The 23,268-nt window shown below is 56.8% G+C and carries 21 protein-coding genes; 16 read left to right on the forward strand and 5 right to left on the reverse strand.

The window, feature by feature from the left end; genetic code table 11:
* Positions 1-21: 21 nt before the first annotated feature.
* On the forward strand, positions 22-921 hold the full coding sequence (locus tag ACJ69_RS18095; RefSeq protein WP_032665167.1) for a carboxylate/amino acid/amine transporter: 900 nt from the start codon (positions 22-24) through the stop codon (positions 919-921).
* Here ACJ69_RS18095 and metR read toward each other — a convergent pair.
* On the reverse strand, positions 809-1,762 hold the full coding sequence (gene metR, locus ACJ69_RS18100) for an HTH-type transcriptional regulator MetR (RefSeq protein ID WP_023309616.1): 954 nt from the start codon (positions 1,760-1,762) through the stop codon (positions 809-811). The two genes, ACJ69_RS18095 and metR, sit on opposite strands and share 113 nt — an antisense overlap.
* Before the next feature lie 115 nt (positions 1,763-1,877).
* Here metR and metE point away from each other — a divergent pair, with 115 nt between their 5' ends.
* Positions 1,878-4,139, forward strand: a complete 2,262-nt coding sequence (gene metE / locus ACJ69_RS18105) for a 5-methyltetrahydropteroyltriglutamate--homocysteine S-methyltransferase (protein ID WP_059347452.1) — start codon at positions 1,878-1,880, stop codon at positions 4,137-4,139.
* 85 nt (positions 4,140-4,224) lie between these two features.
* Here the strand turns inward: metE and ACJ69_RS18110 are convergent, their stop codons facing one another.
* On the reverse strand, positions 4,225-5,031 hold the full coding sequence (locus ACJ69_RS18110) for a dienelactone hydrolase family protein (RefSeq protein ID WP_059347453.1): 807 nt from the start codon (positions 5,029-5,031) through the stop codon (positions 4,225-4,227).
* A gap of 255 nt (positions 5,032-5,286) precedes the next feature.
* On the opposite strand from ACJ69_RS18110, the gene udp reads away from it, so the two are divergent.
* The 9 genes from udp (at position 5,287) to tatD (ending at position 13,197) form a co-directional block, all read left to right on the forward strand.
* On the forward strand, positions 5,287-6,048 hold the full coding sequence (gene udp / locus ACJ69_RS18115; protein WP_059347454.1) for a uridine phosphorylase: 762 nt from the start codon (positions 5,287-5,289) through the stop codon (positions 6,046-6,048).
* Between the two features lie 139 nt (positions 6,049-6,187).
* On the forward strand, positions 6,188-7,645 hold the full coding sequence (gene rmuC / locus ACJ69_RS18120) for a DNA recombination protein RmuC (RefSeq protein WP_029741827.1): 1,458 nt from the start codon (positions 6,188-6,190) through the stop codon (positions 7,643-7,645).
* A gap of 66 nt (positions 7,646-7,711) precedes the next feature.
* Complete coding sequence (gene ubiE / locus ACJ69_RS18125) at positions 7,712-8,467, forward strand: bifunctional demethylmenaquinone methyltransferase/2-methoxy-6-polyprenyl-1,4-benzoquinol methylase UbiE (protein ID WP_023309612.1); 756 nt, start codon at positions 7,712-7,714, stop codon at positions 8,465-8,467.
* A gap of 13 nt (positions 8,468-8,480) precedes the next feature.
* Complete coding sequence (gene ubiJ / locus ACJ69_RS18130) at positions 8,481-9,086, forward strand: ubiquinone biosynthesis protein UbiJ (protein WP_059347456.1); 606 nt, start codon at positions 8,481-8,483, stop codon at positions 9,084-9,086.
* Complete coding sequence (ubiB, locus tag ACJ69_RS18135) at positions 9,083-10,723, forward strand: ubiquinone biosynthesis regulatory protein kinase UbiB (RefSeq protein WP_029741825.1); 1,641 nt, start codon at positions 9,083-9,085, stop codon at positions 10,721-10,723. The genes ubiJ and ubiB overlap by 4 nt, the downstream gene beginning before the upstream one ends.
* Positions 10,724-10,799: 76 nt before the next feature.
* Positions 10,800-11,054, forward strand: a complete 255-nt coding sequence (gene tatA, locus ACJ69_RS18140; protein WP_023309609.1) for a Sec-independent protein translocase subunit TatA — start codon at positions 10,800-10,802, stop codon at positions 11,052-11,054.
* 3 nt (positions 11,055-11,057) lie between these two features.
* Positions 11,058-11,600, forward strand: coding sequence for a Sec-independent protein translocase protein TatB (tatB, locus tag ACJ69_RS18145; RefSeq protein ID WP_029741824.1), 543 nt, complete (start codon positions 11,058-11,060; stop codon positions 11,598-11,600).
* A 2-nt stretch (positions 11,601-11,602) separates the two neighbouring features.
* The gene (tatC, locus tag ACJ69_RS18150) at positions 11,603-12,373 is read left to right on the forward strand and encodes a Sec-independent protein translocase subunit TatC (RefSeq protein WP_023309607.1); all 771 of its coding nucleotides are present in this window, start codon (positions 11,603-11,605) and stop codon (positions 12,371-12,373) included.
* A gap of 41 nt (positions 12,374-12,414) precedes the next feature.
* Positions 12,415-13,197, forward strand: coding sequence for a 3'-5' ssDNA/RNA exonuclease TatD (gene tatD / locus ACJ69_RS18155; RefSeq protein ID WP_029741823.1), 783 nt, complete (start codon positions 12,415-12,417; stop codon positions 13,195-13,197).
* On the opposite strand, the gene rfaH is transcribed toward tatD, so the two are convergent.
* On the reverse strand, positions 13,194-13,685 hold the full coding sequence (gene rfaH, locus ACJ69_RS18160; protein WP_033146887.1) for a transcription/translation regulatory transformer protein RfaH: 492 nt from the start codon (positions 13,683-13,685) through the stop codon (positions 13,194-13,196). The genes tatD and rfaH overlap by 4 nt on opposite strands.
* Positions 13,686-13,858: 173 nt before the next feature.
* Between rfaH and ubiD the strand changes: the two genes are divergently transcribed.
* The gene (ubiD, locus tag ACJ69_RS18165; RefSeq protein WP_161496003.1) at positions 13,859-15,349 is read left to right on the forward strand and encodes a 4-hydroxy-3-polyprenylbenzoate decarboxylase; all 1,491 of its coding nucleotides are present in this window, start codon (positions 13,859-13,861) and stop codon (positions 15,347-15,349) included.
* Between the two features lie 42 nt (positions 15,350-15,391).
* On the forward strand, positions 15,392-16,093 hold the full coding sequence (fre, locus tag ACJ69_RS18170; protein WP_054829712.1) for an NAD(P)H-flavin reductase: 702 nt from the start codon (positions 15,392-15,394) through the stop codon (positions 16,091-16,093).
* 183 nt (positions 16,094-16,276) lie between these two features.
* Here fre and fadA read toward each other — a convergent pair whose 3' ends face one another.
* Positions 16,277-17,440 carry an acetyl-CoA C-acyltransferase FadA gene (gene fadA, locus ACJ69_RS18175; RefSeq protein WP_008501515.1) on the reverse strand — a complete coding sequence of 388 codons (1,164 nt, stop codon included), beginning with the start codon at positions 17,438-17,440 and terminating at the stop codon, positions 16,277-16,279.
* A 9-nt stretch (positions 17,441-17,449) separates the two neighbouring features.
* Positions 17,450-19,639, reverse strand: coding sequence for a fatty acid oxidation complex subunit alpha FadB (gene fadB, locus ACJ69_RS18180; protein WP_059347457.1), 2,190 nt, complete (start codon positions 19,637-19,639; stop codon positions 17,450-17,452).
* Between the two features lie 190 nt (positions 19,640-19,829).
* Here fadB and pepQ point away from each other — a divergent pair, with 190 nt between their 5' ends.
* From pepQ to trkH, 3 genes are read left to right on the forward strand one after another with little or no spacing between them, the layout of a single operon-like run.
* Complete coding sequence (pepQ, locus tag ACJ69_RS18185) at positions 19,830-21,161, forward strand: Xaa-Pro dipeptidase (RefSeq protein ID WP_045888442.1); 1,332 nt, start codon at positions 19,830-19,832, stop codon at positions 21,159-21,161.
* Positions 21,161-21,775 (forward strand): IMPACT family protein, encoded by a 615-nt coding sequence (locus ACJ69_RS18190; RefSeq protein ID WP_054829713.1) that lies wholly within the window; start codon positions 21,161-21,163, stop codon positions 21,773-21,775. Before pepQ ends, ACJ69_RS18190 begins: the two co-directional genes overlap by 1 nt.
* Positions 21,776-21,816: 41 nt before the next feature.
* Complete coding sequence (gene trkH / locus ACJ69_RS18195; protein ID WP_023309600.1) at positions 21,817-23,268, forward strand: Trk system potassium transporter TrkH; 1,452 nt, start codon at positions 21,817-21,819, stop codon at positions 23,266-23,268.

Here is a 23,268-nt window from a genome sequence, read left to right on the forward strand (position 1 = left end):
TCTTTCTGAGAGACAAGCATTGTGGCGCTACTCATTATCACCACTATCCTGTGGGCCTTCTCCTTTAGCCTGATTGGCGAATACCTTGCCGGTTCGGTCGACAGCTACTTCTCGGTGCTGATGCGCGTGGGGCTGGCGGCGCTGGTGTTCCTGCCGTTTCTGCGTACGCGCGGGCAATCGCTGAAAACGATTGTGCTTTATATGCTGGTGGGAGCGATGCAGCTCGGCATCATGTATCTGTTCAGCTTCCGGGCCTACGTCTACCTGTCCGTCTCCGAATTCCTGCTTTTTACCGTGCTGACGCCGCTCTATATCACGCTGATTTACGACCTGCTCAGCAGACGCCGTCTGCGCTGGGGATACCTGCTGAGCGCCGCGCTGGCGGTGATCGGCGCGGCGATTATTCGCTATGACAAAGTCAGCGATCACTTCTGGACCGGGCTGATGTTCGTCCAGCTCGCCAACATCAGTTTCGCCATCGGCATGGTGGGCTACAAACGCCTGATGGAAACCCGTCCGATGCCGCAGCATAACGCGTTTGCCTGGTTCTATATGGGCGCCGCGATTGTCGCGGTAGCGGCGTGGTTCATGCTCGGTAATCCGCAAAAGCTGCCGACCACCGCCGTGCAGTGGGGCGTTCTGGTCTGGCTGGGCGTAGTGGCGTCAGGGCTGGGATACTTCATGTGGAACTACGGCGCTACGCAGGTAGACGCCGGTACGCTGGGGATCATGAACAACGTGCATGTCCCGGCAGGGCTGCTGGTCAACCTCGCCATCTGGCAGCAACAGCCGCACTGGCCAAGCTTCATTATTGGGGGAGCGGTGATCCTGGCTTCGCTGTGGGTCCATCGCCGATGGGTCGCTCCGCGCTCCGCACAAACGGAAGATGGTCGCACGCGTGGTTCCGCGCTGAGCGAATAAACGCCTCCGTAATCGGCTGACGCTGCTCGCCATCGCGCACGGCGGCGTACAGTCGGCTCCACAGTCCTTCACCCAGGGTTTTGGTCTGCACCAGACCCTGGCGTTCAAAACTCTCCACCACCCAGTGCGGCAGCGCCGCGATACCCATTCTGGCCGCCACCATCTGAATCAGCAGCAGGGTGTTATCCACGCTTTTCAGCTGCGGGCTAATGCCTGCTGGCTGCAGGAAGTGGCGCCAGATATCCAGGCGGCTGCGCTGGACCGGATAAATCAGCAGCGTTTCTGTCGCCAGGTCTTCCGGCGTGATGCGCGTTTTGGCGGCCAGCGGGTGGTCCGGCGCCAGCACCAGGCGCACTTCATAATCAAACATCGGCGAATAGTGCAGGCCACTGCGCGGCAGGATGTCAGAGGTCATGACCAGATCCAGCTCGCCCTGCTGCAGCGACGGCTGGGGGTCAAAGGTCACGCCGGATTTGAAGTCCATCTCCACCTGCGGCCACTTCTGACGGAAGTTCTCAAGCGCGGGGGTCAGCCACTGAATACAGCTGTGGCACTCAATGGCGATGCGCAGTTTGGTCTGCTGCGGTTCGTTACACGCCTGCAGCGCGCTCGCGATCTGCGGCAGTACCTGATTCGCCAGCTGAAGAAGAATTTCACCCTGCGGCGTAAAGCGCAGGGGCTGGCTCTTACGCACAAAAAGACGGAAGCCGAGGCGTTGTTCCAGATCGCTGAACTGGTGAGAAAGGGCGGACTGGGTCTGGTGCAGCGTGGCCGCAGCCGCCGCGAGCGAACCGCAGTTCCGCAACGCTTGTAGCGTTTTCAGGTGTTTAATCTCGATCATGAAAGTCCTTCACTTCGCCATGAACATATTGCGCTTGAGGAATATACAGTACCTGCCAATTATAGATGTGTAAACATCTGGACGTCTAAATAACGAATTTCACAAGGGGCATACCATGACAATCCGCAATCACACTCTCGGTTTCCCTCGCGTAGGCCTGCGTCGCGAGCTGAAAAAAGCGCAAGAAAGCTACTGGGCGGGTAATGCCACCCGCGAAGAGCTGCTGGCGGTAGGACGCGAGCTGCGCGCCCGCCACTGGGATCAGCAAAAACAGGCGGGCATTGACCTGCTGCCGGTGGGCGATTTCGCCTGGTACGACCATGTTCTGACGACCAGCCTGCTGCTTGGCAACGTACCGGCTCGTCATCAGAACAAAGATGGATCGGTAGATATCGATACTCTGTTCCGCATCGGCCGTGGCCGCGCGCCAACGGGGGAGCCAGCGGCAGCGGCGGAAATGACCAAGTGGTTTAACACCAACTATCACTATATGGTGCCGGAGTTTGTCAAAGGCCAGCAGTTCAGGCTGGACTGGACGCAGCTTCTGGACGAAGTGGATGAAGCGCTGGCGCTGGGCCACCAGGTGAAGCCGGTGCTGCTCGGGCCGGTAACCTATCTGTGGCTGGGCAAAGTGAAAGGTGAGCCGTTTGACCGACTCAGCCTGCTGAAGGATATTCTGCCGGTCTACAAACAGGTGCTGAGTGAGCTGGGCAAACGCGGCATTCAGTGGGTGCAAATCGATGAACCGGCGCTGGTGCTTGAGCTGCCGCAGGATTGGCTAGATGCCTTTAAACCGGCGTATGACGCGCTCACCGGTCAGGTAAAACTCCTGCTGACGACCTATTTTGAAGGCGTGGCGTCGAACCTGAAGACCATTACCGCGCTGCCGGTTCAGGGCCTGCACGTTGACCTCGTACACGGTAAAGACGATGTCGCGGAGCTGCACAAGCGCCTGCCAGCGGACTGGCTGCTCTCTGCCGGGCTGATTAACGGCCGTAACGTCTGGCGCGCCGATCTCACCGAAAAATATGCACAAATCAAAGACATCGTCGGCAAACGTGAGCTGTGGGTGGCCTCATCTTGTTCCCTGCTGCACAGCCCGATCGATCTGAGCGTGGAAACGCGTCTGGATGCCGAGGTGAAAAGCTGGTTTGCCTTCGCCCTGCAAAAATGCGAAGAGCTAACGCTGCTGCGCGACGCGCTCAACAGCGGCGACACGGCGGCGATTACCGAATGGAGCGCCCCGATCCAGGCGCGTCGTCACTCGGCGCGCGTGCACAACCCGGCGGTGGAAAAACGTCTGGCGGCCATCACCGCCCGGGACAGCCAGCGCCAGAGCCCGTACGAGGTGCGCGCTGAAGCGCAGCGCGCACGCTTCAATCTGCCCGCGTGGCCAACAACGACGATAGGTTCTTTCCCGCAAACTACGGAGATCCGCGGCCTGCGTCTGGACTTTAAGAAGGGCAATCTGGATGCGAATCACTACCGCACCGGCATCGCGGAACACATCAAGCAGGCGATTATCGAGCAGGAGCGCCTGGGGCTGGACGTGCTGGTGCACGGTGAAGCCGAGCGTAACGACATGGTGGAATATTTTGGCGAGCACCTGGACGGCTTCGTCTTTACCCAGAACGGCTGGGTGCAGAGCTACGGCTCCCGCTGCGTGAAGCCGCCTGTGGTCATTGGTGACGTCAGCCGTCCGGAAGCGATCACCGTGGAGTGGGCGAAGTATGCCCAGTCCCTGACCGACAAGCCGGTAAAAGGCATGCTGACCGGTCCGGTGACCATTCTCTGCTGGTCGTTCCCGCGCGAAGACGTGACCCGTGAAACCATTGCGAAGCAAATTGCGCTGGCGCTGCGTGATGAGGTGGCGGATCTGGAAGCGGCAGGCATTGGCATTATCCAGATTGACGAGCCGGCCCTGCGCGAAGGCCTGCCGCTGCGCCGCTGCGACTGGGATGCCTACCTGCAGTGGGGCGTGGAGGCGTTTCGCATCAACGCCGCGGTGGCGAAGGACGACACCCAGATCCACACCCACATGTGTTACTGCGAATTTAACGACATCATGGATTCGATTGCCGCGCTGGATGCCGACGTGATCACCATCGAGACTTCGCGTTCAGACATGGAGCTGCTGGAGTCGTTTGAAGAGTTTGACTACCCGAATGAAATCGGGCCGGGCGTGTACGACATTCACTCCCCTAACGTGCCGAGCGTGGAGTGGATTGAAGCCCTGTTGAAAAAAGCGGCCCAGCGCATTACGGCAGAGCGCCTGTGGGTGAACCCGGACTGCGGACTGAAAACCCGCGGCTGGCCGGAGACGCGTGCGGCGCTCGCCAACATGGTGAAGGCGGCGCAGAATTTGCGTCAGGCGTAGCGGTGCAGGATTGCCGGGTGGCGACAACGCTTACCCGGCCTACCTGTTGGCCCGGTAAGGCGTAGCCGCCACCGGGCTTTTTGCTTTATGCTTTCTTCCCGCCGTACTGGCTAAACCACGCCAGCATCCGCTGCCAGCCATCTTTGGCTGATTCTGCGTGATAGCTTGGACGATAATCGGCGTTAAACGCGTGCCCGGCATCCGGGTAGACCACAATCTCCGCCTTCGCATTTGCCGCACGGAGCGCATGGCGCATGGTCTCTACCGAATCAAGCGAAATACCGGTGTCCTGACCGCCGTAAAGCCCTAACACGGGGGCATTTAACTCGGTGGCGATATCGACGGGATGTTTCGGTGAATTCAGCGTTTTTTCACCCACCAGTTTGCCGTACCAGGCGACAGCGGCTTTGAGCTGCGGGTTATGCGCGGCATACAGCCAGCTAATGCGTCCGCCCCAGCAGAAACCGGTGACCAGCAGACGATGCGGATCCCCGCCGTTGCGCGCCGCCCAGCTGGCGACGTGGTCGAGATCGGCCAGCACCTGCGCGTCCGGGACTTTGCTGACCAGGTTGCTGAGCAATGTTGGAATATCGCTGTAGTCGTTCGGATCGCCCTGGCGGAAGTAGAGCTCTGGCGCAACGGCCAGATACCCTTCCAGCGCCAGCCGGCGGCAGAGGTCGCGAATGTATTCGTGAACACCAAATATCTCCTGAATCACAATCACGATGGGCAGCGGACCGTCTGCCGATTTTGGCCGTGCGTGCCAGGCAGGCATATTCTCCCCCTGCGAGGGAATGGAGGTCTCGCCCGCGGTAATTGCCGCTTCTGGCGTCGACACGATGGTTGAAGCATGTGGGGCCGCAGCAGGTGCAAAACCGGTTTTTTCAGTCATGGCATTCTCCGTACCAATGAGTTAGCGCAAAGGTAAATATAGACACCAGGTTAACAACTCACAGTGCCTTAAACGGTCTATCTTTTGTGCAGCACCTGGCGATATAACTTGTTAATGTGATGTGAATCACCTTTTTATGGAAATTCAATGTAATCATTTTCATTCATGGTGAGGTGCGTCACGAAAATATGCTTACTGCTTCTGTAAAGTACCGTTTTACTTCTTCTGACTAACCGACCCACAGAGGAGTCACCTATGTCTAAGTCTGATGTTTTTCATCTCGGCCTCACCAAAAACGATTTACAAGGGGCTACGCTCGCTATCGTCCCTGGCGATCCTGAGCGTGTGGAAAAGATCGCCGCGCTGATGGATAAGCCGGTCAAGCTGGCTGCCCATCGTGAGTTCACCACCTGGCGCGCAGAGCTGGATGGCAAAGCGGTGATCGTGTGCTCTACCGGTATCGGTGGTCCGTCTACGTCTATTGCTGTTGAAGAGCTGGCCCAGCTGGGCATTCGTACTTTCCTGCGTATCGGTACTACCGGCGCTATCCAGCCGCACATCAACGTCGGCGACGTGCTGGTCACGACCGCGTCCGTTCGTCTGGACGGCGCAAGCCTGCACTTTGCACCGATGGAATTCCCGGCAGTGGCTGATTTCGAATGCACCACCGCGCTGGTTGAAGCCGCGAAGTCCGTAGGCGCAACCACCCACGTGGGCGTAACCGCCTCTTCCGACACCTTCTACCCGGGCCAGGAGCGTTATGACACCTTCTCAGGCCGCGTGGTAAACCGTTTCAAAGGCTCAATGGAAGAGTGGCAGTCCATGGGCGTGATGAACTACGAAATGGAATCCGCAACGCTGCTGACCATGTGCGCAAGCCAGGGTCTGCGTGCCGGTATGGTGGCGGGCGTTATCGTCAACCGTACCCAGCAGGAGATCCCGAACGCCGAAACCATGAAGCAGACCGAAAGTCATGCAGTGAAAATCGTGGTGGAAGCCGCGCGTCGCCTGATCTAATCCTCTCTTCTGAAATCAAAGGCCGACGCGTTCGGCCTTTATTTTTTGCGTAGCGCCTCGCAGGAAAAGCCTTTCAAACTGGACGTTTATACAGCACAATTCTATTTTGTGCGGGTAATACGTTGATGCAGGGGGTTTTGTGGATATCTCAATCCTGATTTACGCGGTGATTGCGCTGGTGGGCTTAGGGATTGGCTGGCTGATTTCCAGCTACCAGCATGCGCAGCAGAAGGCCGACCAGCTGGCCGAGCGAGAAGAGATGGTCGCCGATTTAAGCGCGACAAAACAGCAGCTTGCTCTTAGCGAACACTGGCGCGACGAGTGCGAACTGCTCAACAACGAGCTGCGTAACCTGCGAGATATCAATACGTCACTGGAGGCCGATCTCCGCGAAGTGACCACCCGCCTTGAATCCACCCAGCTGCATGCGGAAGACAAAATCCGCCAGATGATCAACAGCGAGCAGCGCCTCAGCGAACAGTTTGAGAACCTCGCCAACCGAATTTTTGAGCACAGCAACCGCCGCGTTGACGAACAGAACCGCCAGAGCCTCAACAGCCTGCTGACGCCGCTGCGCGAACAGCTGGACGGTTTTCGCCGTCAGGTGCAGGACAGCTTTGGTCAGGAAGCCCGCGAGCGGCACACGCTGGCGCATGAGATTCGCAATCTCCAGCAGCTGAATGCGCAAATGGCGCAGGAAGCGGTCAACCTGACCCGCGCGCTGAAAGGGGATAACAAAACCCAGGGCAACTGGGGAGAAGTGGTGCTGACCCGCGTGCTGGAGGCCTCTGGCCTGCGGGAAGGATATGAATACGAAACGCAGGTCAGCATTGAGAACGACGCCCGCTCTCGCATGCAGCCGGATGTGATTGTGCGGCTGCCGCAGGGTAAAGATGTGGTGATTGACGCCAAAATGACGCTGGTGGCGTATGAACGTTACTTTAATGCGGACGATGACTACACGCGCGAGTCTGCGCTACAGGAGCACATTGCCTCCGTGCGTAACCACATTCGCCTGCTCGGCAGAAAAGACTACCAGCAGCTGCCGGGGCTGCGCTCGCTGGACTATGTTCTGATGTTCATCCCGGTAGAACCCGCATTTCTGCTGGCACTCGACAGACAGCCTGAACTTATCACCGAAGCGCTCAAAAATAACATTATGCTGGTCAGCCCCACCACGCTGCTGGTGGCGTTACGCACCATTGCGAACCTGTGGCGCTATGAGCACCAGAGCCGCAACGCTCAGCAGATTGCCGATCGCGCCAGCAAGCTTTACGACAAAATGCGCCTTTTCGTGGACGACATGTCTTCCGTCGGGCAGAGCCTGGATCGTGCGCAGGATAACTACCGCCAGGCGATGAAAAAACTCGCCTCCGGACGCGGCAATTTGCTGGCTCAGGCCGAATCATTCCGCAGCCTGGGGGTTGAGGTTAAACGCGAGATTAATCCGGAATTGGTCGAACAGGCCACCGCCCAGGACGACGAGTTTCGCCTGCGAGAAGGTGCGGACGAACAAAATACAAACAGTGAAGACAATACGTTAGCGGCGGATTTATCACCAGACGAGACTCCAGCGCGTTTCTTTCGCGGTGGTTGAAACGTAGGGCAAACGCGCCCAATCTGTTACACTTCACGAACATTTTACTGATAAGCAGGCTCTGAGATGGCTGACGATTCACAAGACACAACGCACTTTGGCTTTCAGACTGTCGCCAAAGCGCAGAAAGCTGACATGGTGGCCCACGTATTTCATTCCGTGGCGGCGAAGTACGATGTGATGAATGACCTGATGTCGTTCGGCATTCATCGCTTGTGGAAGCGCTTCACCATTGACTGTAGCGGCGTTCGCCGTGGACAAACGGTGCTGGATTTAGCCGGTGGTACGGGCGATTTAACCGCGAAATTCTCCCGTCTGGTGGGCGAAACCGGTCGCGTTGTTCTCGCCGATATTAATGACTCCATGCTGAAAATGGGACGCGAAAAGCTGCGTAACATCGGCGTGGTGGGGAATGTGGAGTATGTGCAGGCAAACGCCGAAGCGCTGCCATTCCCGGACAATACCTTTGACTGCATCACGATCTCTTTCGGTCTGCGTAACGTGACCGATAAAGAAAAAGCGCTGCGCTCCATGTACCGCGTGTTGAAGCCGGGTGGACGTCTGCTGGTGCTCGAGTTCTCTAAACCTATCATTGAGCCGCTGAGCAAAGCCTACGACGCCTATTCCTTCCACGTGCTGCCGCGTATTGGTGAGCTGGTGGCTAACGACGCTGAAAGCTACCGCTATCTGGCGGAGTCTATCCGTATGCACCCGGATCAGGACACATTAAAAGCCATGATGCAGGATGCAGAATTTGAGAACGTTGAATATTTCAACCTGACGGCGGGCGTCGTCGCGCTGCATCGCGGTTACAAATTCTGAGTGGAGGTGTCCCGTGCCCTTTAAACCCTTAGTCTCCGCAGGCGTCGAGAATGTACTGAACGCTTTTCTGTATCGCGCTCCGGCGCTGAAAGCTGCACGTCAGCGGCTTAACGGGAAGGTATTACGCATTGTTTTAAAAGAGTTCTCGACGCCGCTTGTGCTGGTATTCAGCGAACGCCAGCTTGACGTTCTGGGGGGGTGGGAAGGTGAAGCAGACTGCTCGGTCATTACGCACATGAGCGTGCTGCCTAAACTGCGCGATCGCCAGCAATTAACGGCGCTTATCCGCAGCGGTGAGCTGGAAGTGGAGGGCGACATTCAGGTCGTGCAGAACTTCGTTGCGCTCACCGATCTAGCGGAGTTCGATCCGGCAGAGCTGCTCGCGCCTTTTATCGGCGACATCGCCGCCGAAGGCATCGGGAAAGTCCTTCATGGTGGCGCCTCCTTTGCGCGTAAAAGCCTTCAGCGCCAGCAACGCTATGCGGCGGAAGTGCTGACTGAGGAGTGGCGAATGGCGCCCGGACCACTGGAAGTTGCATGGTTTGCGGAAGAGACCGCTGCTGTTGAACGTGCGGTTGATGCGTTAACCAAACGGCTGGAAAAACTGGAGGGCAAATGACGCCTGGTGAAATTCGGCGCCTCTATTTTATTATTCGCACCTTTTTGAGCTACGGGCTCGACGAGCTTATCCCCAAAATGCGTATCACGCTGCCGCTTCGTATCTGGCGGCGGATGCTGTTCTGGATGCCCAATCGCCATAAAGGTCAACCGCTGGGTGAGCGTCTGCGCCTGGCGCTGCAGGAGCTCGGTCCGGTTTGGATTAAATTCGGACAGATGCTGTCGACCCGCCGCGATCTCTTCCCGCCTCTGATTGCCGATGAGCTCGCGATGCTGCAGGATCGCGTCGCACCGTTTGACGGCGCGCGCGCGAAAAAGCAAATTGAAGAGGCGATGGGAAATGTACCCGTTGAGACCTGGTTTGACGATTTCGACATTAAGCCACTGGCATCGGCCTCTATTGCGCAGGTGCACACCGCGCGTCTGAAAGAAAACGGCAAAGAAGTCGTTATTAAGGTCATTCGTCCGGACATCCTGCCAGTCATCAAAGCGGACATGAAGCTGATTTATCGTCTGGCGCGCTGGGTGCCACGCCTGCTGCCGGACGGGCGTCGCCTTCGTCCACTGGAAGTGGTGCGGGAATATGAAAAAACGCTGATTGATGAGCTTAACCTGCTGCGCGAATCGGCAAACGCCATTCAGTTGCGTCGCAACTTTGAAAACAGCCCGATGCTCTATGTACCTGAAGTCTATTCTGACTACTGCAGCCAGAACATGATGGTGATGGAGCGTATCTACGGTATTCCGGTTTCGGATGTGGTGGCCCTGGAGAAACAGGGAACGAACATGAAGCTCCTGGCCGAGCGTGGGGTACAGGTCTTCTTTACCCAGGTGTTCCGCGACAGCTTTTTCCATGCGGACATGCATCCGGGCAATATCTTCGTGAGCTACGAGCATCCTGAGGATCCGAAGTATATCGGTATCGACTGCGGAATTGTGGGGTCGCTGAACAAGGAAGATAAACGGTATCTGGCTGAGAACTTCATCGCGTTCTTCAACCGCGACTACCGTAAGGTGGCCGAGCTGCACGTCGATTCCGGCTGGGTGCCGCCGGATACCAACGTCGAAGAGTTTGAGTTCGCGATCCGGACCGTTTGTGAACCGATTTTTGAAAAACCGCTGGCGGAAATCTCCTTCGGGCATGTGCTGTTGAACCTGTTCAACACGGCTCGCCGTTTTAATATGGAAGTTCAGCCACAGCTAGTTTTACTTCAGAAAACATTACTTTACGTTGAGGGTGTAGGCCGACAGCTCTATCCTCAGTTAGACTTGTGGAAGACCGCGAAACCTTTCCTTGAATCCTGGATTAAGGATCAGGTTGGCATTCCGGCGCTGGTGCGCTCGCTGAAAGAGAAAGGTCCGTTCTGGATAGAAAAAATGCCTGAAATTCCTGAACTGGTTTATGACAGTTTGCGTCAGAGCAAGAACCTTCAGCACAGCATGGATAAAATCGCCCGCGAGCTTCAGTCCAGCCGTGTTCGCCAGGGACAGTCACGCTATCTCTTTGGGATTGGCGCAACGCTGCTGCTGAGCGGTACGCTGCTGCTGATCAACCGTCCGGACTGGCAGATGATGCCCGCCTGGCTGATGGCTGGCGGGGTGGTAGTCTGGCTGGCAGGCTGGCGAAAAACGCGCTGAGCGTGCGTCGCTATCGACGGGTCGCATACGTATAATGCGATCTGACTCATTAATCATCTATCCCTGAGGAACATGTATGGGTGGTATCAGTATCTGGCAATTAGTCATTATTGCCGTCATCGTCGTGCTGCTGTTTGGCACCAAAAAGCTCGGTTCTATTGGTTCCGATCTGGGCGCGTCTATCAAAGGCTTCAAGAAAGCGATGAGCGATGATGAGAGCAAGCAGGATAAAACCAGCCAGGACGCTGACTTTACTGCTAAATCCATCGCCGACAAGCAAGAAGAAGCCAAAAAGGAAGACGCTAAACGCCACGATAAAGAGCAGGTGTAAGTCGTGTTCGACATTGGTTTTAGTGAGCTCCTGCTGGTCTTTGTGATTGGCCTGATTGTGCTGGGGCCGCAGCGTCTGCCGGTGGCAGTGAAAACCGTTGCGGGCTGGGTTCGTGCGCTGAGATCGCTGGCATCGACCGTTCAGAATGAACTGGCGCAGGAGCTTAAGCTGCAGGAATTTCAGGAAAGCCTGAAAAAGGTCGAAAAGGCGAGCATGGATAACCTGACGCCGGAACTGAAAGCGTCAATGGATGAGCTGCGCGAAGCGGCGGAATCGATGAAGCGCTCCTATAGCGTTAACGATCCTGAAAAAGCGAGCGATGAAGCGAACACCATCCATAACCCGGTGGTGAAGGGCAGCGAGGAGCAGCGCGAGGGCGTAACGCCTGCCAGTGCTGAACATCAGGCTGCCGCACCAGAACAGACGCCGCAGGAAACCGAATTGAAAAAACAGGCGCAGCCGGAAGAGCCGGTGGCAAAAGCGGCGGAAGTGAAGCCCGTTGCGTCCGTTTCCGAATCATCCCCCTCGTCGAGTGATAAAGCGTAAACATGGCAGTAGATGATACTCAACCGCTGATTACGCACCTCATTGAGCTGCGTAAGCGCCTGTTAAACTGCATTATTGCGGTTTTACTCATATTCCTGTGCCTGGTCTATTTTGCCAACGATATCTATCAGGTGGTCTCTGCGCCGCTGATCAAGCAGATGCCGCTGGGCGCAACGATGATTGCAACAGACGTTGCTTCTCCGTTCTTTACCCCCATCAAGCTGACCTTCTGGGTGTCGTTGATTGCCTCTGCACCGGTCATTCTTTACCAGGTGTGGGCGTTTGTGGCGCCAGCGCTGTATAAGCATGAACGCAAGCTGGTGATCCCGCTGCTGGTGTCCAGCTCGCTGCTGTTCTATATCGGCATGGCGTTTGCCTATTTCGTTGTCTTCCCGCTGGCCTTCGGCTTCCTGACGCATACCGCGCCGGAAGGGGTCCAGGTGTCGACGGATATCGCCAGCTACCTCAGCTTTGTGATGGCGCTGTTTATGGCGTTTGGCGTGGCATTCGAAGTGCCGGTGGCCATTGTGCTGCTTTGCTGGGTAGGGGTTACGACCCCGGATGACCTGCGTAAGAAGCGTCCATATATTCTGGTGGGCGCCTTCGTGGTCGGCATGCTGCTGACACCGCCGGATGTGTTCTCGCAGACGCTGCTGGCCATACCAATGTACTGTCTGTTTGAGGTCGGCGTTTTCTTCTCGCGTTTCTACGTGGGTAAAGGACGTCGAGCGGATGACGAAGACGATACGTCCGACAAGACCACTGAAGAGTAAAACCAGCCGCCCGTCAGGGCGGTTGTTATATGGGGATTTGCATGTTTGATATCGGACTCAACCTGACCAGCTCGCAGTTTGCGAAAGATCGTGATGAGGTGGTTGCGCGTGCGTTTGCCGCCGGGGTGAAAGGACTGCTGCTGACGGGCACCAACCTGCATGAGAGCGAGCAGGCGCAGCAGCTGGCGCAACGCTACGATCGCTGTTGGTCTACTGCTGGCGTGCATCCTCACGACAGCAGCCAGTGGACCGCGGAAAGTGGCGACACCCTGTACAGGCTGGCGAAGACGCCAGACGTTGTGGCGATCGGCGAATGCGGTCTCGATTTCAATCGTAACTTTTCCACGCCTGAAGAGCAGGAAAAGGCGTTCACTGCCCAGCTTGCGCTGGCGGCAGAGCTTGGAATGCCCGTGTTTATGCACTGCCGCGACGCGCATGAGCGTTTCCTGGCACTTCTGGATCCGTGGCTGGAGAAACTGCCCGGCGCGGTACTGCACTGCTTCACCGGTTCACGGCAGGAAGCGCTGGATTGCCTGAAGCGAGGGCTTTATCTGGGTATTACCGGCTGGGTGTGCGATGAACGCCGCGGGCTTGAACTTCGTGAGCTGTTGCCGGTAATCCCGGCTGACCGGCTGCTCCTCGAAACCGATGCGCCTTATCTGCTACCGCGCGATATGAAACCCAAACCGGCATCGCGGCGAAATGAGCCCGCGTATCTGGGGCACATTGTTGAGAGCGTCGCGAAGTGGCGCGGAGAGGATCCGCACTGGCTTTCGGCGCAGACGGATGACAACGTGCGTAATCTGTTCGGGATAAACGTTTAAAGTTTGCGGAAGTCGGTGTTTTTAACGCTCTGCAGCACCTGCTTGTTCAGCAGATTGAGCAACAGCATAGAGCGCGCTTCCCCGTCCGGTTCGGCAAAAATCGCCTGCAGGCCTTCGAAAGCGCCTTCGGTAATCACGACGCTATCGCCGCTGTAAGGGGTTTCAGGGTCGGTGATCCCTTCAGGCTGTTGATAAATCGACAGCTGATGAATGACCGTCGACGGAACCGTTGCCGGGTGTGCGCCAAAACGAACGAAGTGGCTGACGCCGCGCGTTGCGCTGATGGTGGTGGTGTGGATGACTTCCGGGTCGAACTCCACGAACAGGTAGTTCGGGAACAATGGCTCACTGACGGTTGTGCGCTTCCCGCGCTGCATTTTTTCAAGCGTGATCACGGGCGTCAGGCAATTTACAGACTGACGTTCAAGATGTTCCTGCGCGCGCTGAAGTTGCCCGCGTTTGCAATACAGTAAATACCAGGCCTGCATAATCACTCTTTCCCTTAGTTCGGGGCGCAAGCATATCAAAACCCTGGCGGGATCGCTAAGTTGATTATAATGGGGGAAAATGGAACAGAACGCATAAGTTCACGCTTATTTAACAAAATTACAGCATCAAGCAGGCATACGCCGTATAATGAAGCGCTTACAGAGAGGCCATGATTAACTGCATGAAATACCACGATCTCCGCGACTTCCTGACGCTGCTGGAAAAGCAGGGTGAACTCAAACGTATTACACTTCCTGTCGATCCTTATCTGGAAATGACAGAAATTGCTGACCGCACCCTGCGTGCCGGTGGCCCCGCATTACTGTTTGAAAATCCGAAAGGTTACTCCATGCCGGTGCTGTGCAACCTGTTTGGTACACCGCGTCGTGTTGCACTGGGAATGGGGCAGGAAGACGTCTCTGCGCTGCGTGAAGTCGGTAAACTGCTGGCGTTTCTGAAAGAGCCGGAGCCACCGAAGGGCTTCCGCGATCTGTTCGACAAGCTGCCGCAGTTTAAGCAGGTGCTGAACATGCCCACCAAACGCCTGCGCGGCGCGCCGTGCCAGCAGAAAGTGCTGGAAGGCGATGCGGTAGATCTGACTAAAATCCCTATCATGCAGTGCTGGCCTGAAGATGCCGCTCCGCTGATCACATGGGGGCTGACCGTTACGCGCGGCCCGCACAAAGAGCGGCAAAACCTCGGTATTTACCGCCAGCAGTTGATTGGCAAGAATAAACTCATCATGCGCTGGCTGTCGCATCGCGGCGGCGCGCTGGATTTCCAGGAGTGGTGCGCTGCGCATCCGGGGGAACGTTTCCCGGTGTCTGTCGCCTTAGGCGCCGATCCGGCCACCATTCTGGGAGCCGTCACCCCCGTGCCGGATACGCTCTCTGAATATGCGTTTGCAGGCCTGCTGCGCGGAACGAAAACCGAAGTCGTGAAGTGTATTTCTAACGATCTCGAAGTTCCGGCCAGTGCAGAAATTGTTCTGGAAGGTTACCTTGAGCAGGGTGAAATGGCGCCAGAAGGCCCTTACGGCGACCACACCGGCTATTACAACGAAGTGGATAACTTCCCGGTGTTCACCGTGACGCACATTACGCAGCGTGAAGATGCGATTTATCACTCTACGTATACCGGACGTCCACCGGATGAACCGGCGGTACTGGGCGTGGCGCTGAATGAAGTGTTTGTGCCGATTCTGCAAAAGCAGTTCCCGGAAATTGTTGATTTTTATCTGCCGCCTGAAGGATGCTCGTATCGCATGGCGGTGGTCACGATGAAGAAGCAGTATCCTGGTCATGCTAAACGCGTGATGATGGGCGTATGGTCTTTCCTGCGCCAGTTTATGTATACCAAATTTGTTATTGTTTGCGATGATGACGTTAACGCCCGCGACTGGAATGACGTAATCTGGGCCATTACCACGCGAATGGACCCGGCGCGCGACACGGTGTTAGTCGAAAATACGCCGATAGATTACCTGGATTTTGCCTCGCCGGTTTCCGGCCTTGGCTCAAAGATGGGACTGGATGCCACAAATAAATGGCCTGGCGAAACCGACCGTGAATGGGGTCGCCCGATCAAAAAAGATCCTGCAGTGACCGCGCGAATTGACGCGATCTGGGACGAGCTGGCCATAATGAATAACGGTAAACCCTGAGCTGACCGTTAAGCCCTATAGACTTCCCGACAGAGAGAGCGAATGACAACCTTAAGCTGTAAAGTGACCTCGGTAGATGCCATGACCGACACCGTATATCGCGTCCGTTTAGTGCCAGAAGCGCCATTCTCTTTCCGCGCGGGTCAGTACCTGATGGTTGTGATGGATGAGCGTGATAAGCGTCCTTTCTCTATGGCCTCAACGCCAGCGGAGCAGGAATTTATTGAGCTTCATATTGGTGCGTCAGAGCTTAACCTGTATGCGATGGCGGTGATGGATCGGATCCTGAAGGAACGTGAAATCGTTGTGGATATTCCGCACGGCGATGCGTGGCTGCGCGATGACGAAGACCGTCCGCTGATCCTGATCGCTGGCGGTACGGGCTTCTCTTATGTGCGCTCTATTCTGTTGACAGCACTGGCGCGTAACCCTGACCGCGACATCACCATTTACTGGGGTGGCCGCGAAGAGAAACATCTGTACGACCTGTCTGAGCTGGAAGCGCTGAGCGTAACTCATCCTAACCTGCGCATTGAGCCGGTGGTTGAGCAGCCGGAAGAGGGCTGGCGTGGTCGTAGCGGGACGGTGCTGACGGCGGTGCTGCAGGATCACGGCACGCTGGCAGGGCACGATATCTATATCGCTGGCCGTTTTGAGATGGCGAAAATTGCCCGCGACCTGTTCTGCAACGAACGTGACGCGCGTGAAGACCGCCTGTTTGGCGATGCGTTTGCCTTCATTTAAATAAAAAAACCCGCCCCTGACAGGCGGGAAGAACGGCAACTAAACTCTTTCTCTTCGCCAATGACGCCATAACTGCGTTGGCTGCGCTCGTTCACCCGAATCACTTACTTTAGTAAGCTCATCGGGATTCGCTCGCTTGCCGCCTTGTTCTGACGCCATTGGCTTTGAGATACTTTTCCTGATTTACACTCTCTCAAACACCGTCGCGATACCCTGACCCAGCCCGATACACATCGTTGCCAGACCAAACTGGGCATCTTTGCGTTCCATCAGGTTAATCAGCGTCGTGCTGATACGCGCTCCGGAGCAGCCCAGTGGGTGACCGAGGGCGATCGCGCCGCCGTTGAGGTTAATCTTCTCGTCGATCTGCTCCATCAGCCCCAGATCTTTAATGCACGGCAGGATCTGCGCGGCGAACGCTTCGTTCATTTCGAACAGGTCGATGTCGCTGGCGGTTAATCCCGCTTTTTTCAGCGCCAGCTTCGAGGCCGGAACCGGGCCGTAACCCATGATTGAAGGATCGCAGCCCACGACCGCCATCGAACGTACCCGAGCGCGAGGAGTTAAGCCCAGCTCGCGGGCGCGACTTTCGCTCATTACCAGCATCGCGGCGGCACCGTCGGACAGCGCCGACGAAGTACCTGCCGTTACTGTACCCGTGACCGGATCAAACGCAGGGCGCAGGGTAGAAAGCGCTTCTACGGTGGTTTCCGGGCGGATGACTTCGTCGTAGCTGAACTGCTTCAGTACGCCGTCTGCGTCGTGGCCGCCGGTCGGGATGATCTCATTCTTAAAGGCACCGGACTGCGTCGCCGCCCATGCGCGAGCATGAGAGCGCGCGGCAAAGGCATCCTGCATTTCACGGCTAATGCCGTGCAGCCGAGAGAGCATCTCGGCGGTCAGGCCCATCATCCCCGCGGCTTTCGCCACGTTACGGCTCATGCCCGGGTGGAAATCGACCCCGTGGCTCATCGGCACGTGACCCATGTGCTCGACGCCGCCCACCAGGCAGGCCTGCGCATCACCGGTCATGATCATGCGCGCCGCGTCGTGCAGCGCCTGCATTGACGAACCGCACAGGCGGTTCACGGTGACGGCCGGAACCGAGTGCGGGATCTCCGCCAGCAGCGACGCGTTACGGGCGATGTTGAAACCTTGCTCCAGGGTCTGCTGCACGCAGCCCCAGTAGATATCGTCCAGCGCAGCAGGATCCAGCGCCGGGTTACGCGCCAGCAGGCTACGCATCAGATGCGCGGAGAGATCTTCTGCACGCACGTTACGGAATGCACCGCCTTTTGAACGGCCCATCGGGGTGCGAATCGCATCAACAATGACAACCTTTTCCATTGTGACTCCTTAAGCCGTTTTCAGCTCGCCAACCGGACGGGCTGGCTCAACTGCTGGATAGTAGGGTTCGTTATGGCGCGCTTTGTTGCGAAGCCCTTCCGGCACCTCATAAAGCGGGCCGAGATGCTGATACTGCTGAGCCATATCGAGATAGCGGGCGCTGCCGAGCGTGTCCAGCCAGCGGAACGCGCCGCCGTGGAACGGAGGGAAGCCCAGGCCGTACACCAGCGCCATGTCCGCTTCTGCCGGGCTGGCGATGATGCCTTCTTCCAGGCAACGCACCACTTCGTTGACCATCGGGATCATCATCCGGGCGACGATCTCATCGTCGGTGAAGTCGCGTTTTGGCTGGCTAACGTCGGCCAGCAGGCCGTCCACCACGGCATCTTCTTCTTTCTTCGGTTTGCCTTTGCTGTCTTCTTTATAGCGCCAGAAGCCCAGGCCGTTTTTCTGGCCGAAGCGGTTAGCGTCGAACAGAGCGTCAATGGCGTCGCGATAATCTTTCTGCATACGCTGCGGGAAGCCTGCCGCCATTACCGCCTGAGCGTGGTGGGCGGTATCAATGCCGACCACATCCATCAGATACGCCGGGCCCATCGGCCAGCCGAACTGTTTCTCCATTACTTTGTCGATTTTGCGGAAGTCCGCACCGTCGCGCAGCAGCTGGCTGAAACCGGCGAAGTAAGGGAACAGCACGCGGTTTACGAAGAAGCCCGGGCAGTCGTTAACAACGATCGGCGTTTTGCCCATCTTGCTCGCCCATGCCACCACTTTAGCGATGGTTTCGTCAGAGGTTTTTTCCCCACGGATCACTTCGACCAGCGGCATACGGTGTACCGGGTTGAAGAAGTGCATCCCGCAGAAGTTTTCCGGACGCTTCAGCACGCTCGCCAGTTCGCTGATTGGAATGGTGGAGGTGTTAGAGGCCAGCACGGTCTCAGGACGAACCTTGTCTTCCGTTTCCGCCAGCACCGCTTTTTTGACTTTCGGATTCTCGACGACGGCTTCGACTACCACGTCGACACGGTCGAAACCGCTGTATTCCAGCACGGGCTGAATGGTGGAGATCACACCTGCAAGCTTCAGCCCGTCAATTTTTCCGCGTTCCAGCTGTTTATTCAGCAGCTTGGCCGCTTCGGTCATGCCCAGCGTCAGGGATTTCTCGCTGATGTCTTTCATCACCACCGGCACGCCTTTCCAGGCCGACTGGTAAGCGATGCCGCCACCCATAATGCCGGCGCCGAGTACCGCCGCATGTTTTGGCGTCTCAACGTTTTTAGTCAGCTGTTTGGCTTTACCCTTCACGAACTGATCGTTGAGGAAGATACCGACCAGCGCGCGGGCTTCATTGGTGTGCGCCAGCGGGACAAAGCTCTGATTTTCGAGCTTCAGCGCCTCGTCGCGTCCGAGACGAGCAGCCGCTTCAATGGTTTTCACCGCCGTGATCGGCGCCGGGTAGTGTTTACCCGCCGTCTGCATGACCATGCCTTTGGCGATGGTGAAGCTCATGGTGGCTTCAATTTTGCTGAGTTTTAACGGCTCCAGCTTCGGCTGGCGTTTGGCTTTCCAGTCGAGATCGCCGTTAATGGCCTGACGCAGAATGGCGAGTGCGCCTTCAACCAGTTTCTCTGGCTTCACGACGCCGTCGACCAGGCCGATTTTCTGCGCCTGTTCGGCGCCGACATCTTTACCTGCGGCAATGATCTCCAGGGCGCTGTCGGCACCCAGCATGCGCGGCATACGCACGGAGCCGCCAAAGCCCGGCATGATGCCCAGCTTGGTTTCCGGCAGGCCGATGCGCAGGTCCGGCGTCGCCAGACGGTAGTCGGTCGCCAGCACGCACTCGCAGCCGCCGCCCAGCGCATAGCCGTTAACGGCGGAAATGGTCGGGACAGGCAGATCTTCCAGACGATTAAAGACGCTGTTGGCAAAGTGCAGCCACTGGCTCAGCTGTTCTTCCGGAACCAGGAACAGCGAAAGAAACTCGGTGATATCGGCACCGACAATAAAGGCCGCTTTGTTCGAACGCAGCAGCAGCCCTTTTAATTCAGGTTGTTTTTCAAGAATATCCAGCGCCTGGCCAAGACTGGCCACCGTTGCGGTATCAAGCTTGTTCACTGAGCCGGGGGCATCGAACACCAGTTCGGCAATGCCATCTTCCAGCCAGTTGAGGTACAGGGTGTCGCCTTTGTAGAGCATGTCAGTCTCCTGAATCCAGCAATTGGATCTGGTCATACCAGATGAATCGGAGTGTGGGATTTATGTTAATAAAATGCAAATTACTCATTAAGAAAATGCTGCATTGATCACGGTCGGTGGAAATCACGCAGCCGGAGTGAGGTGTGCTAAGATGCGATGACTTGAGGTCAAAAAAACGAAAGGAAGAATGATGGACTCACTGGCTTCGCTTTATAAAAATCATATCGTTACCCTACAGGAACGTACCCGCGATGTACTGGCCCGCTTTAAGCTGGATGCGCTGCTGATCCACTCCGGCGAGCTGATGAATACCTTTCTGGATGACCACGCTTATCCGTTCAAGGTGAACCCGCAGTTTAAAGCCTGGGTGCCGGTAACTCAGGTTCCAAATTGCTGGCTGCTGGTGGACGGCGTGAACAAGCCGAAACTGTGGTTCTACCTGCCGGTCGATTACTGGCACAACGTAGAACCGCTGCCGACCTCTTTCTGGACGGAAGAGATTGATGTGATTGCACTGCCGAAAGCGGACGGCATTGGCAGCCAGCTGCCTGCCGCGCGGGGCAACATCGCCTATATTGGCCCTGTTCCGGAGCGCGCGCTGGGTCTGGATATTCCGGCAGACAAACTCAATCCGAAAGGCGTGCTGGATTACCTGCACTATTACCGCGCGTATAAAACCGACTACGAACTTTACTGCATGCGTGAAGCGCAAAAAACGGCGGTGAATGGCCACCGTGCCGCGCACGAAGCGTTCCAGTCGGGGATGAGCGAGTTCGACATCAATCAGGCCTATCTGACCGCGACGGGCCACCGTGATACCGACGTGCCTTACAGCAATATCGTCGCGCTGAATGAGCACGCGTCTGTGCTTCACTACACCAAGCTGGATCACCATGTTCCGTCGGAAATGCGCAGCTTCCTGCTGGACGCAGGGGCAGAGTACAACGGCTACGCGGCCGACCTGACCCGTACCTGGGCGGCGAATGCGGATACCGATTTCGCGCAGCTGATTAAAGACGTGAACGATGAACAGCTGGCGCTGATTGCCACCATGAAGGCGGGAACCAGCTATGTGGATTACCACATCCAGTTCCATCAGCGCATCGCAAAACTGCTGCGTAAGCATCAGATTGTGAAAGACATGAGCGAAGAGGCGATGGTCGAGAACGATCTGACCGGGCCATTCATGCCGCACGGTATCGGTCACCCGCTGGGCCTGCAGGTTCACGACGTTGCGGGCTTTATGCAGGATGACACCGGGACGCACCTGGCGGCTCCGTCTAAATATCCTTACCTGCGCTGCACCCGTATTCTGGAGCCGCGTATGGTGTTGACGATTGAACCGGGGATCTACTTTATCGAATCCCTGCTGGCGCCGTGGCGTGAAGGCCAGTTCAGCAAACACTTCAACTGGGAAAAAATTGACGCGCTGAAGCCGTTTGGCGGCATTCGCATCGAAGATAACGTGGTGGTTCACGAAAACGGTATTGAGAACATGACGCGAGACCTGAAGCTGGCCTGATGGAAAGCTGGCTGATACCGGCTGAACCGGTCACCTTTGTTGAGGAAATCAAGAAAAGCCGCTTTATTACGCTGCTGGCGCATACCGACGGCGTAGAGGCGGCAAAGGCGTTTGTCGAATCCGTTCGGGCTGAGCATCCTGACGCGCGTCACCACTGCGTGGCGTGGGTGGCAGGGCCGCCGGACGATTCACAACAGCTGGGGTTTTCCGACGACGGTGAACCGGCGGGCACGGCCGGTAAACCCATGCTTTCGCAGCTGATGGGCAGCGGCGTGGGTGAAATTACCGCCGTGGTGGTGCGCTACTACGGCGGTATCCTGTTGGGCACGGGTGGGCTGGTAAAAGCGTATGGCAGCGGAGTTCAGCAGGCACTGAATATGCTCACAACTATCCGCAAAACGCCGCTCACTGAATATACTTTGTTGTGCGATTACGCTCAGCTATCGGGCATTGAAACGCTGCTCAAACAGTTTAACGGCGTGATTGCGCACAGTGATTACCAGGCAATGGTGCAATTACGCGTGGCGCTTCCTCAGGCGGAGCTGGCTGCTTTTTCAGCAAAACTGGCTGATTTTAGTCGTGGTTCGTTGCAATTGCTGCCGATTGAAGAATAATCCCCACCTCACTTTTTTGAATACCAAAGGAAGCGGCAGAGATGCATTTTCGTGCCATAACCCGAATCGTTGGACTACTGGTCATACTCTTTTCCGGGACGATGATTCTCCCAGGACTGGTGGCGCTTATCTACCGGGACGGCGCGGGGCGTGCATTTACCCAGACCTTCTTTGTCGCGCTGGCGATTGGCTCGCTGCTGTGGTGGCCAAACCGTCGTCAGAAAGGTGAGCTGAAATCTCGCGAAGGATTTCTGATTGTGGTCCTGTTCTGGACGGTGCTGGGGAGCGTTGGTTCGCTGCCCTTTATCTTCTCTGAACAGCCTAACCTGAGCATCACGGATGCCTTTTTTGAATCGTTCTCCGGTTTAACAACCACCGGGGCGACGACGCTGGTGGGGCTGGATTCACTCCCGCACGCCATTCTCTTTTATCGCCAGATGCTGCAGTGGTTCGGGGGGATGGGGATCATCGTCCTGGCAGTGGCTATTCTCCCTATTCTGGGCGTTGGCGGCATGCAGCTCTATCGCGCCGAAATGCCCGGACCGCTGAAAGATAACAAGATGCGCCCGCGTATTGCCGAGACGGCGAAAACCCTCTGGCTTATCTATGTATTACTGACGGTGGCCTGTGCGCTGGCGCTATGGTTCGCCGGGATGCCCGCTTTCGACGCCATCGGACACAGCTTTGCGACGATCGCTATCGGCGGGTTCTCCACCCACGATGCCAGCGTCGGCTACTTCGACAGCCCAACCATTAACACCATCATTGCCATTTTCCTGCTGATTTCAGGCTGTAACTACGGTCTGCACTTCTCTTTACTGAGCGGGCGCAGCCTGAAGGTGTACTGGCGTGACCCGGAATTCCGCATGTTTATTGGCGTCCAGCTTACGCTGGTAATCATCTGTACCCTGGTGCTGTGGTTCCATGATGTCTACAACTCCGCGCTGACCACGCTAAATCAGGCGTTCTTCCAGGTGGTATCGATGGCGACGACCGCCGGGTTTACCACGGACAGCATCGCGCGCTGGCCGCTGTTCCTGCCGGTGCTGCTTTTATGCTCGGCATTTATCGGGGGCTGTGCGGGTTCTACGGGCGGCGGCCTGAAGGTGATTCGTATTCTGCTGCTGTTTAAGCAGGGCAACCGTGAGCTGAAGCGCCTGGTCCACCCGAACGCGGTTTACAGCATTAAGCTGGGGAACCGCGCGCTGCCGGAACGTATCCTCGAAGCGGTGTGGGGATTCTTCTCGGCGTATGCGCTGGTCTTTATCGTCAGTATGCTGGCGATTATCGCGACGGGGGTGGATGATTTCTCCGCCTTTGCGTCCGTCGTAGCAACATTGAATAACCTCGGGCCCGGCCTGGGCGTTGTGGCGGATAACTTTGCCAGCATGAACCCGGTCGCGAAATGGATCCTCATCGCCAATATGCTGTTTGGTCGTCTTGAGGTCTTTACGCTGCTGGTGCTGTTCACCCCTACATTCTGGCGCGAGTAA

Origin of the sequence: Enterobacter asburiae (genome assembly GCF_001521715.1) — a bacterium.
Taxonomy (GTDB): domain Bacteria; phylum Pseudomonadota; class Gammaproteobacteria; order Enterobacterales; family Enterobacteriaceae; genus Enterobacter; species Enterobacter asburiae.